We start from the raw sequence: 11,138 nt of genomic DNA on the forward strand, positions 1-11,138 counted from the left end.
GGCCGCCGCTTCGGAAGGGAACCCGGTAAGGCAAAAGCAACAACCGAAGCAACGCAAAAGCAACGGCAACGGAAACGGAAAAGGCAACGGCAACGGCAACGGCAAAGGCAAAGGCAAAGGCAAAGGCAGGATCGAATCTGCTGCAGAGCGTAGGCAACTCCGTCGCAAACGATGCGTCACGCGCCGCCAGGAACTCACACGTTCAACAACAAGAACTCCCGCTCCCACGAACTGATCACCCGGAAGAACGTCTCGTACTCCTTGCGCTTGACCGAAATGTACGCCCGCACAAAGCGCGGCCCCAGCAACTCCTGCAACGGCCCGCACCGCTCCAGCTCGTCCAGCGCCTCGCCCAGCGAGCGCGGCAACTGATAGCCCATCTCCTTGCCACTGCCGGTGGTGGGCTCGGTCGGTTCGAGCTTTTCGCGGATCCCGAGCAGGCCGCAGGCCAGCGTCGCCGCCATCGCCAGGTACGGGTTGGCGTCGGAACCGGCGAAGCGGCTCTCCACACGCATGTTTTCGATCGTGTCGATCGGCACGCGCAGGCCGCAGGTGCGGTTGTCGAAGCCCCACAGCACATTGCTCGGCGAGACCTCGCCGAACATCAGCCGGCGGTAGGAATTGACGTTGGGCGCGAAGAACGCCATCGCCATCGGCACGTACTTCTGCAGGCCCGCCAGGTAATGCGCGAAGGTGCGGCTATACTCGCCGGCGCGGCGGCCGCTGAAGACGTTCTTGCCGTGCTTGTCCACCAGGCTCTGGTGGATGTGCATCGCACTGCCCGGCTCGTTCTCCATCGGCTTGGCCAGGAAGGTGGCGTAGACGCCGTGGCGCAGCGCCGCCTCGCGCATGGTGCGCTTGAACAGGAACACCTGGTCGGCGCGCGACAGCGCGTCGTCGTGGGTGAAGTTGACCTCCAGCTGCGCCGCGCCGGATTCGTGGATCAGCGTGTCCACGTCCAGCTCCATCGCGTCGCAATAGTCGTACATCAGGTCCAGGATCGGATCGAACTCGTTGACCGCGTCGATCGAGTACGACTGCCGTGCCGTCTCCGGCCGGCCCGAGCGGCCGGCCGGCGGCAGCAACGGAAAGTCCGGGTCGGTGTTCTTCTGCACCAGGAAGAACTCCAGCTCCGGCGCCACCACCGGCTTGCAGCCGATCGCCGCATACGCCTCCAGCACCCCGCGCAGCACGTTGCGCGGCGCCAGTTCGTGCGGCTGGCCTTCCTTGGTATAGCAATCGTGGATCACCTGCGCGGTGGGATCGGCGGCCCACGGCACCATGCGCACCGTGTCCGGGTCCGGGCGCAGCTGCATGTCCGAATCCGACGGCGAAGTCAGGTCGTAGTAGTCGTCCGGGTAGTCGCCGGTGACCGTGGTGGCGAAGATGCCCTCGGGCAGGCGCGTGCCGTAGTCGTGCGAGAACTTGGCGGCGGGAATGATCTTGCCGCGCGCGTTGCCGGTGATGTCCGGCACCAGGCACTCGACCTCGGTGATGTGGCGCTCCTTGAGCCAGCGCCGCAGCGAGCTTTCCTGCTGTTCCGGGGTGTGCTTGCGCGATCGGGGTCGACTGGCCATGGGAATCAGCGCCTGCGGCTGGCCGCATAGTGGCGACAGGCGTCGCCGAAGGATTGGAAGATGCCGAGATAGAACGGGTCGTCGAGGACCCGCCACTCAGGATGCCATTGCACACCGAGCAGGAAACCGGGGCCGATGCCGCGGAAGGCCTCGATCAGCCCGTCCGGCGCCAGCGCCTCGACGATCAGGTCGCCGCCGAGCCGGGCCACGCCCTGGCCGTGCAGCGAGTTGACCCGCACCCGCCCGCGGCCGGCGATCTCCTCCAGCCAACCGCCTTCGCTCAGCGCCACCTCGTGCGCCGGCGCGTACTGCGCTTCCAGCGGCGCCTGCGGATCCTCGCGATGATCGGACAACCCCGGCTGCGCGTGCACCTTCTGGTGCAGGGTGCCGCCGAGGGCGACGTTGACTTCCTGGAAGCCGCGGCAGATCGCCAGGATCGGCAGGCCCAGCGAGATCGCCTGCGGAATCAGGTCCAGCGTGTTGGCGTCGCGCGCCGGGTCATGCAGGTTGCCGAGCCAGCTCGGCTCGTCGCTGTAATGGTGCGGCTCGATATTGCTGACCGCGCCGGTCAGCAGCAGGCCGTCGAGCCGCGTCAGCCAGGCGCGGGCGTCGACCGGGGGCTGCAGCGACGGCAGCAGCACCGGGGTCACCCCGGCGCCATCGACGGCGGCACGCAGATACTTTTCGCCCGCGGCCAGGAACGGATGGTGGCCGATGAGCTTGCGGTCGGTCGGCACACCGACCAGGGGCGATACGGCCATGCGAAGAACTCGTGTGGCGTCCTCGCAAGTTACCGCGAGCGTTTTATTTTTACAACACGACACGCAGTGGGACACGGCGCACAACGCACCTGCAGAGGCGCTGACCGGCCCGCACGATGCCGCAAAATCTCCTTCGTCATGCCGCAAAAGCGCAACACGGCCAGCGTGCCGCATGAGCGAGCGTCGGCACGTCGCCTCCTGCCGCTGTTGAGTATTCTTGACGCCATGGCGCTCTGCTAAGCTCCAAGCACTCCCGCCGTCCGCCGCGATGACCCGCATGCACGATGCCCCGCCGCTGCCCCCGGACGATGCCCAGACCCTGCAGCGTATCGCCGGCTGCGAGCAGATCGATCTGCTGCTGCCGGACTGCAACGGCCTGCTGCGCGGCAAGCGCATCGCCCGCGACGCGTTGGACAAGGTCTACCGCGACGGGGTGTGCCTGCCGATGTCGCTGATCGCCACCGACATCACCGGCAATACCGTCGAGGAAACCGGGCTGGGCTACGACATCGGCGACGAGGACCGGCTGTGCTTCCCGGTGCCGGGCAGTCTGCGGCCGGTGCCGTGGGCGCCGGTGCCGTCGGCGCAACTGATGCTGGCGATGCAGGACGGCGCCGGCGGCGCGCTCGACTTCGCCCCGCGCCAGGTGCTGGCGCAGGTGCTGGCCCGCCTGCAGGCACGCGGGCTGACCCCGGTGATTGCGGTGGAGCTGGAGTTCTACCTGTTCGACCCGCACGCCGACGCGCACGGCCGCCCGCAGCCGTCGCTGCACGCCCACAGCGGACTGCGCAACGACAGCACCCAGGTCTATTACATGCAGGAACTGGACGACCAGCGCGGCTTCACCGACGCGGTCGCGCAGGCCTGCCGCGCGCAGGGCATCCCGGCCGACACCGCGGTCGCCGAATACGCGCCCGGCCAGTTCGAGATCAACCTCAAGCACCGCGCCGATGCGCTGGCCGCCTGCGACGATGCGGTGCTGCTCAAGCGCGCGATCAAGGCGATCGCGCAGCAGCAGGGCCTGCTCGCCAGCTTCATGGCCAAGCCGTTCGCCGCGCAATCCGGCAGCGGTCTGCACGTGCACGTGAGCCTGCTCGACGATGCCGGCCACAACGTGTTCGCCTGCACCCCGCAGGTGCCGGCCGCGCCGCTGCGCCATGCCATCGGCGGATTGCAGCACAGCGCCGAGGACTGCCTGCTGCTGTTCGCCCCGCACGCCAACAGCTACCGGCGCTTCGTCGCGAATGCCTTCGTCCCGCTCAACGACAGCTGGGGCTTCAACAACCGCACCGTGGCGATGCGGGTGCCGCACAGCGACCCGGCCAACACCCGCATCGAACACCGCATCGCCGGCGCCGACGCCAATCCCTACCTGGTCGTCGCGGCGGTGCTGGCCGGCATCGAACACGGCCTGGCGCAGGGCCTAGACCCCGGCCCGCCGACCCAGGGCAACGCCTACGCGCAACACGCCGCACGCGAACCGGACTGGCGCAGCGCGATCGCCCGCTTCCTGGACAGCGACTTCGCCGCCACGGCGTTCGGCACGCACTTCCGGCATATCTACGGCCAGCAGAAGCGCCGCGAGCTGCTGGACTTCCAGGCGCAGGTCAGCGATGTGGACTATCGCTGGTATTTGCGCACGGTTTGAAGGCTGGGAATCGGGAATGGTGAATCGGGAATCGAAAGCAGGCACCGCGAATGCGCCTGCAGCCCGGCGCGTGGTGTGCCTGGGTCATCGCAACGGTTCGTCGCCATGACCGGCGCTTCTCCCATTCCCCATTCCCGAGCCCCCACTCCCGGCGCGTCCTGGTACCTCGACAGCGCCGCACCATTCCCGAAACAGGAACCATTACGAGGCCAGGTACGCGCCGACGTGTGCATCCTCGGCGCCGGCTATACCGGGCTGAGTGCGGCGCTGGCCCTGGCCGAGGCCGGTTATCGGGTGGTGGTGCTGGAGGCGCAGCGGGTCGGCTGGGGTGCGTCCGGGCGCAACGGCGGCCAGGCCATCGTCGGCTACGGCTGCGAGCAGCACACCCTGGAAGCCCTGCTCGGCCAGGACGATGCGCGACTGCTGTTCGACTTCTCCCGCGACGGCATGCAGTTGCTGCGTACCCGCATCGCCCGCCATGGCATCGCCTGCGACTGGCGCGACGGCCATGCGCACGTGGCGATCAAGCCGCGCCAGGAACGCGCCTTGCGCGCCGGCATCATCGAGATGGCGCAGCGCTACGACTATTCGCTGCAATGGTGGGACCGCGCGCAGTTGCAGTCGCAGTTGCGCAGCCCACGCTACCTGGGGGCGATGTATGACGCGGCCAGCGGCCACCTGCATCCGCTGGACTACGCGCGTGGCCTGGCGCGGGCGGCGCTGGCGGCCGGGGTGCGCATTTACGAGCAGACGCCGGTCACGCAACTGGTGCGCGGCGCGCGACCGATCCTGCGCAGCGCGCACGGCGAGGTCGAGGGCGAGTTCGCCATCCTCGCCGGCAACGCCTGGCTGCGCGGCATCGCCCCGGAGCTGGAATCGCGGATCATGCCGGTCGGCACCTACATCGGCGCCAGTGCGCCGCTGGGCGAGGCGCTGGCCCGCGAACTGATCGGCAACGACATGGCGGTGGCCGACGTCAACTGGGCGCTGGACTACTTCCGCCTCAGCCGCGACCACCGGCTGCTGTTCGGCGGCCGCGCCAGCTATTCGTCGCTGCCGCCGCCGGGCCTGCGCCGGGTGATGACCCGGCGCATGCGCCGGGTGTTCCCGCAACTGCGCCAGGTCGAGATGGACTCGGTGTGGGGCGGCTACGTCGACATCACCCGCAACCGCGCCCCGCATTGGGGCCGGCTGACCCCGAACGTGTACTTCGCCCAGGGCTTCTCCGGCCATGGAGTGGCCGCCACCGGCCTGGCCGGCGCGGTCATCGCTGCGGCGATCGCCGGGCAGGCGCAGCGGCTGGACGTGTTCGCACGGATCCCGCACGCGCCCTTCCCCGGCGGCCGCCTGCTGCGCACGCCGCTGCTGGTGGCGGCGATGTCCTGGTACAAGCTGCGCGACGCGCTCTGGTAGCCAGCGACGCACCCACGCCGCCCTCAAGTTTGCGCGCGCACGGCCGCTAACCGGGTTCCATTCCTGGATTGCCGCCCGCGAGGCATGCATGTCGCACCCGTTGTCGATCGCCCCGATCGCCCCCGACGGCAGCCCCGCACAGCAGCGCATCCTGCTGGTGGAAAACTCGCGCACCTTCACCGACCTGCTGCGCGCGGCGATCGAGCAACGGGTCGAACTGCCGGTCGTGGTGGTCTCCACCCTGGCCGAGGCCGCCGCCGCCCTGGATGACGGCGGCCCCTGGTTCCTGGCGCTGACCGGGCTGGTGCTGGCCGACGGCGACCGCGACACCGTCGTGGACTTCTTCGTCGCGCGCGGGCTGCCCACCGTGGTGGTCAGCGGGGTCTACGACGAGAGCCTGCGCAAGCGCATCCTGACCCAGCAGATCATCGACTTCGTCCTGAAGAACGCGCCGGACAGCATCGACTACCTGGCCTGGCTGGTGCAGCGACTGGCGCGCAACCGGTCCATCACCGCGCTGGTGGTGGACGACTCGCCGTCGGCGCGCGCCTACGCCGCCTCCCTGCTGTCGATGTACGGCTACCGCGTGGTCGAGGCCGCCGACGGCGCCGCCGGGCTGCGCGCGATCGAGGCCAATCCGTCCATCCGCCTGGCGGTGGTGGACCAGGAAATGCCGGGCATGGAAGGCGTGGAATTCACCCGCCGGCTGCGCGCATTGCGCGCGCGCGACATGCTGGCGGTGATCGGCCTGTCCGGCAACAACGACCCGTCGCTGGTACCGCGCTTCCTCAAGAACGGCGCCAACGACTTCCTGCGCAAGCCCTTCTCGCGCGAGGAGTTCTTCTGCCGGGTCTCGCAGAACGTGGATCAGCTGGAGCTGATCGGCACCCTGCAGGACCTGGCGACACGCGACTTCCTCACCAGCCTGCCCAACCGCCGGCACTTCCTCGAACAGAGCCAGCGCGTGCTGGCGAAGTGGCTGGCGCGGCAGGAGCCGGTCTGCGTGGCGATGCTCGACATCGACCATTTCAAGCACATCAACGACACCTTCGGCCACGAGGCCGGCGACGAAGCGCTGCGCGCGGTGGCGGCGACCCTGGCCGCGCACGCGCGCCCGCAGGACATGGTGGCGCGCTTCGGCGGCGAGGAATTCTGCATGTTGGTGCCGGGCCTGGCCCCCGCCGCGGCCGCCGATTACTTCGAAACCCTGCGCGCGCGCATCGCCGACCTCGTGATTCCGCTGGGCACGCAGACCCTGCGTCTCACCATCAGCATTGGCGTCAGCAGCAGCGGTCCGCAGCGGCAGACCCTGCATCCGCTGCTGACCGAGGCCGACAAGTACCTGTACCTGGCCAAGGCCGGCGGCCGCAACCGGGTCGAACACGCGCCGCCGGCGGAGCCGGCGCTCAGCGACGCGGCCGCCTGATCGCCAGCAGGGCCAGCAAGGTCAGCAGCGCCGCCGCGCTGAGGTAGTAGCCCACCCACGGCAGGCCGTAGTGCGTGGCCAGCCACACCGCCACGTACGGCGCCGGCGCCGCGCCGACGATGCCGGCCAGGTTGAACGCCAGCGAGGCGCCGGTGTAGCGCACCGGCACCGGATACAGTTCGGCCAGCAGCGTGCCGCAGGGGCCGTAGGTCAGGCCCATGAAGAAGAACCCCAGCGCCAGGAAGCCCAGCACCAGCCAGGGCTGCCCGGCCTGGAACAGCGGCGCGAACAGCAGCCCGAACGCGACGATGGCCACACTGGCCACCAGCATCGCCGGGCGCGTGCCGCGGCGGTCGCCGTACCAGGCCGACAAGGGGATGCCGGCGGCGAAGAACAGGATGCCGACCATCTGCAGCAGCAGGAACTGCTCGCGGCTGTAGTGCAGCGTGGTGGTGCCATAGCCCAGCGCGAACACCGTCATCAGGTAGAACAGCACGAAGGTCGCCAGCACCGCGAACGTGCCCAGCGCCGTCGCGCCGACGTGCCGCGACAGCACCGTCTGCATCGGCAGGCGCACGCGCTCGTTGCGGTCCAGGGCGCGCTGGAAGTCCGGGGTCTCGTGGATGCGCAGGCGCACCCACAGCCCGGTGATCACCAGCAGGGCGCTGGCGACGAACGGAATGCGCCAGCCCCAGCGCAGGAACTGCGCCTCGTCCAGCAGCGCGCCCAGCAGCAGGAAGATGCCCGAACACAGCAGGAAGCCCAGCGGCGCGCCCAGCTGCGGGAACATGCCGTACCAGGCGCGCTTGCCCGGCGGCGCGTTCTCGGTGGCCAGCAGCACCGCCCCGCCCCACTCCCCGCCCAGGCCCAGGCCCTGGCCGAAGCGGCACAGCACCAGCAGCACCGGCGCCCACAGGCCGATCCGGTCGTAGCCGGGGAGCAGGCCGATCAGCACGGTGGACAGGCCCATGGTCAGCAGCGCCGCGACCAGGGTGGCCTTGCGGCCGATGCGGTCGCCGAAATGGCCGAACAGCGCCGATCCCAACGGCCGCGCGACGAAGGCCACGGCGAAGGTCGCCAGCGACTGCAACTGCGCCGCATCGGCATCGCCTTCGGGGAAGAACAGCTTGGGGAACACCAGCACCGCGGCGGTGGCGTAGATGTAGAAGTCGAAGAACTCGATGGTGGTGCCGACCAGGCTGGCCAGCAGCACGCGACGCGGCGAGTTGACGGGCGGAACGGGAGACGCGGCAACGGTCATGGAGGCGACATCGACGGGAAAGCCGTCAGATCATGGCAGCCCGGTCACGGCTTGTCTCCCGCCGCCACGCCGCCACTCAGGAAGGCAACTGCGCGCGACCGGCAGCGGTCAGCACTGCCAGCTCGCGTTCGCCGCGACGTTCCACCCGCACCCAGCCCGGCCCCGGCTGCCCGGCGAGTTCGGCATCGCCGAGCCAGGCCAGCGTGCGCAGCAGCACGCTCATGCGCACGTCCAGGCGCTTGCACACACGCGCCAGCGCCATGCCCTCCGGCGCCTCGGCCAACAGGTGCAACAACCGCGCGGTCAGCAGCGGATCAGCGGACAAGCGCCACACCGATGTCGCGCGGCGCCGCCGCGGCGGCGTCGGCCAGATGCGCGGTGACCACCACCGGAATCGACTTGGAGGTCGGCGTGCGCGCCTCGTCGGCGAAGCTGGACAAGGGCACCAGCGCATTGGTTTCGGGGTAATAGGCCGCCAGGCAGCCACGCGGGATGTTGTACTCGACCAGCAGGAAGCGCTTGGCCTGGCGCGGCACGCCGTCCTCGCAGAGGCTGTGCAGGTCCACCCAGTCGCCGGCGCGCATGCCCAGGTCGGCGATGTCGGCGGCATTGATGAACAGCACGCGGCGCTCGCCGAACACGCCGCGGTAGCGGTCGTCCAGGCCGTAGATGGTGGTGTTGTACTGATCGTGCGAGCGCGTGGTCGCCAGGGTGAACACCAGTTGCCCGGGATGCTGACGGCGCGCGCGGTGGATCGGATTGTCGGTGGGCACCGCATGCACTTTGAACACCGCGCGGCCCTCCGGCGTGTCCCATTCGCGGTCGCGCGCGCCGTTGGACAGGCGGAAGCCGCCCGGCACCCGCACCCGCGCGTTGAAGTCGGCGAAGTCGTCGAACATCTGCCCGATCAGGTCGCGGATGCGGTCGTAGTCGGCCACCAGCCAGCGCCAGCGTATCGCGCTGCGCGCCCCCAGCGTGGCCTCGGCCAGCCGCGCCACGATCGCCGGCTCGGACAGCAACTGCGGCGAGGCCGGCGGATTGATGCCGCCGGACAGGTGCACCATGCTCATCGAATCCTCGACGCTGACGTGCTGCGGCCCGCCCTCCTGGATGTCGATCTCGGTGCGGCCCAGGCACGGCAGGATCAGCGCGTCGCGGCCATGCACCAAATGGCTGCGGTTGAGCTTGGTGGTGACGTGCACGGTGAGATCGCAGCGGCGCAGCGCGCGATGGGTCGCGTCGGTATCGGGGGTGGCGGTGGCGAAGTTGCCACCCATGGCGAAGAACACCTTGGCGCGGCCGTCGGCCATCGCCTCGATCGCACCGACCGTATCGTAACCGGGCGCGCGCGGCGGGGCGAAGCCGAACACCGCCTGCAGCCGGTCCAGGAACGCTTCCGGCGGCTTCTCGTAGATCATCATCGTGCGGTCGCCCTGCACGTTGCTGTGGCCGCGCACCGGGCAGGCGCCGGCGCCGGGACGGCCCAGATGGCCGCGCAGCAGGAGCAGGTTGGCGATCATCTGGATGGTCGCCACCGAATGCTTGTGCTGGGTGATGCCCATGCCCCAGCAGGCGATCAGCCGCTCGGCCTTGAGGTAGATCTCGCCGGCCTTGCGCAGTTCGGCCTCGCTCAGCCCGGACTCCTCGACGATGGTGTCCCACGGCTCGGCCGCGACCTCGGCGGCGAAGGCCTCGAAGCCGACGGTGTGGCGCGCGATGAACTCCAGGTCCAGCAGCCGCGGCTGGCCGCCGCTGGCCGCCTCGGCGTCGCGCTCCAGCACGTGCTTGATGATGCCCTTCACCGCCGCCAGGTCGCCGCCGATCTTGAGCTGGAAATAGTCCGAGGAGATGCGCGTGGAGCCGTTGTGCAGCATCTGCAGCTTGTCCTGCGGATCGGCGAACTTCTCCAGGCCGCGTTCGCGCAGCGGATTGAACGAGACGATCGCCGCGCCGCGCTTGGCCGCCTGGCGCAGTTCGCCGAGCATGCGCGGATGGTTGGTGCCGGGGTTCTGGCCGAAGATGAAGATCGCATCGGCCAGTTCGAAATCCTGCAGCGACACGGTGCCCTTGCCGACCCCGATCTGCGCCTTGAGCGCGGTGCCGGACGGCTCGTGGCACATGTTGGAGCAGTCCGGGAAGTTGTTGGTGCCGAACTCGCGCACGAACAGCTGGTACAGGAACGCGGCCTCGTTGCTGGTGCGGCCGGAGGTGTAGAAGATCGCCTCGTTCGGCGAGGCCAGACCGTTGAGGTGCTGGGCGATCAGCGCGAACGCGTCGTCCCAGTCGATCGGCACGTAGTGGTCGGTGTCGGCGTCGTAGCGCAGCGGCTGGGTCAGCCGGCCCTGCCCTTCCAGCCAGTAGTCGCTGTAGCGGGCCAGTTGCGCGACGCTGTGCTGGGCGAACAGCTCGGGGGTGGCGCGGCGTGCGGTGGATTCGGCGGCCACCGCCTTGGCGCCGTTCTCGCAGAATTCGAAGGTGGAGGTGTGGTCGCGGTCGGGCCAGGCGCAGCCGGGGCAGTCGAAGCCGTCGGGCTGGTTGACGTGCAGCAGGGTCTTGGCGCCCTGCACCGCCACGTCCTGCTCCATCAGGTGCTTGGCCACCGCGCGCAACGCCCCCCAACCGCCGGCCGGTTGCGTGTAGGGCTGGATGGTCTTCTTGCTCATGCGGGCTCTCCGGCGGGTTCTGTGTGCGCTAGGCGCTGCGGATGGCTGTAGACGACGTAATCGTGATCGCGGGCGAAGCCGATCAGGGTGAGGCCGGCGCTGTCGGCGAGCGCGATGGCCAGCGCGGTCGGTGCGGAAATGGCGGCCAGCAACGGGATACCGGCCTGCGTGGCCTTCATCGCCATTTCGTAGCTGGCACGGCTGGTGACCACGGCGAAGCCGGCGCCCGGGTCGAGGCCGGCGCCGGCCAGCGCGCCGATCAGCTTGTCCAGCGCGTTGTGGCGGCCGACGTCCTCGCGGATCAGCTGCAGCTCGCCGCGCGCGTCGGCCCAGGCCGCGGCATGGGTGGCGCCGGTCAGCGCGTTGAGGGTCTGCTGCGCGCGCAGCGC

Annotated in this window: 9 protein-coding genes; 3 read left to right on the forward strand and 6 right to left on the reverse strand. The window is 69.6% G+C overall.

The features are described 5' to 3' along the window. Positions 1 to 194: 194 nt before the first annotated feature. On the reverse strand, positions 195 to 1,577 hold the full coding sequence (locus D180_RS01375; protein ID WP_017911359.1) for a glutamine synthetase family protein: 1,383 nt from the start codon (positions 1,575 to 1,577) through the stop codon (positions 195 to 197). Positions 1,578 to 1,582: 5 nt separating this feature from the next. Then, positions 1,583 to 2,338, reverse strand: a complete 756-nt coding sequence (locus D180_RS01380; protein WP_017908480.1) for a gamma-glutamyl-gamma-aminobutyrate hydrolase family protein — start codon at positions 2,336 to 2,338, stop codon at positions 1,583 to 1,585. A 268-nt stretch (positions 2,339 to 2,606) separates the two neighbouring features. Here D180_RS01380 and D180_RS01385 point away from each other — a divergent pair, with 268 nt between their 5' ends. The 3 genes from D180_RS01385 to D180_RS01395 all read left to right on the forward strand — a co-directional run bounded on the left by D180_RS01385 (position 2,607) and on the right by D180_RS01395 (position 6,825). Next, positions 2,607 to 3,986, forward strand: a complete 1,380-nt coding sequence (locus tag D180_RS01385) for a glutamine synthetase family protein (protein WP_017911360.1) — start codon at positions 2,607 to 2,609, stop codon at positions 3,984 to 3,986. A 105-nt stretch (positions 3,987 to 4,091) separates the two neighbouring features. Next, positions 4,092 to 5,399 (forward strand): FAD-binding oxidoreductase, encoded by a 1,308-nt coding sequence (locus D180_RS01390; RefSeq protein WP_043090282.1) that lies wholly within the window; start codon positions 4,092 to 4,094, stop codon positions 5,397 to 5,399. Positions 5,400 to 5,487: 88 nt separating this feature from the next. Continuing rightward, entirely contained in the window at positions 5,488 to 6,825 is a 1,338-nt protein-coding gene (locus tag D180_RS01395; RefSeq protein WP_017911362.1) for a diguanylate cyclase, read from the forward strand. Here D180_RS01395 and D180_RS01400 read toward each other — a convergent pair. The 4 genes from D180_RS01400 to D180_RS01415 all read right to left on the reverse strand — a co-directional run. Further along, a complete protein-coding gene (locus D180_RS01400; protein WP_043090283.1) occupies positions 6,806 to 8,086 on the reverse strand; it encodes an MFS transporter in 1,281 nt (426 codons plus the stop codon). The genes D180_RS01395 and D180_RS01400 overlap by 20 nt on opposite strands. A 76-nt stretch (positions 8,087 to 8,162) precedes the next feature. Continuing rightward, the gene (locus tag D180_RS01405; RefSeq protein WP_043090284.1) at positions 8,163 to 8,411 is read right to left on the reverse strand and encodes a hypothetical protein; all 249 of its coding nucleotides are present in this window, start codon (positions 8,409 to 8,411) and stop codon (positions 8,163 to 8,165) included. Next, the gene (locus D180_RS01410) at positions 8,401 to 10,749 is read right to left on the reverse strand and encodes an FdhF/YdeP family oxidoreductase (RefSeq protein ID WP_017911365.1); all 2,349 of its coding nucleotides are present in this window, start codon (positions 10,747 to 10,749) and stop codon (positions 8,401 to 8,403) included. The genes D180_RS01405 and D180_RS01410 overlap by 11 nt, the downstream gene beginning before the upstream one ends. After that, positions 10,746 to 11,138 (reverse strand): formate dehydrogenase accessory sulfurtransferase FdhD (locus D180_RS01415; protein ID WP_017911366.1); only part of this gene is annotated, 393 nt, incomplete at its 5' end. The genes D180_RS01415 and D180_RS01410, both read right to left, overlap by 4 nt.

It is taken from the genome of Xanthomonas sp. SHU 166 (genome assembly GCF_000364685.1).
GTDB classification, from domain to species: Bacteria; Pseudomonadota; Gammaproteobacteria; order Xanthomonadales; family Xanthomonadaceae; genus Xanthomonas_A; species Xanthomonas_A sontii.

What these genes read in the sequence shown, in the direction of transcription:
- D180_RS01390 (WP_043090282.1), top strand. Translation starts at nt 4,092, where the DNA reads ATGACCGGCGCTTCTCCCATTCCCCATTCCCGAGCCCCCACTCCCGGC.
- D180_RS01400 (WP_043090283.1), bottom strand. Translation starts at nt 8,086, where the DNA reads ATGACCGTTGCCGCGTCTCCCGTTCCGCCCGTCAACTCGCCGCGTCGC.
- D180_RS01375 (WP_017911359.1), bottom strand. Translation starts at nt 1,577, where the DNA reads ATGGCCAGTCGACCCCGATCGCGCAAGCACACCCCGGAACAGCAGGAA.
- D180_RS01410 (WP_017911365.1), bottom strand. Translation starts at nt 10,749, where the DNA reads ATGAGCAAGAAGACCATCCAGCCCTACACGCAACCGGCCGGCGGTTGG.
- D180_RS01380 (WP_017908480.1), bottom strand. Translation starts at nt 2,338, where the DNA reads ATGGCCGTATCGCCCCTGGTCGGTGTGCCGACCGACCGCAAGCTCATC.
- D180_RS01395 (WP_017911362.1), top strand. Translation starts at nt 5,488, where the DNA reads ATGTCGCACCCGTTGTCGATCGCCCCGATCGCCCCCGACGGCAGCCCC.
- D180_RS01385 (WP_017911360.1), top strand. Translation starts at nt 2,607, where the DNA reads ATGACCCGCATGCACGATGCCCCGCCGCTGCCCCCGGACGATGCCCAG.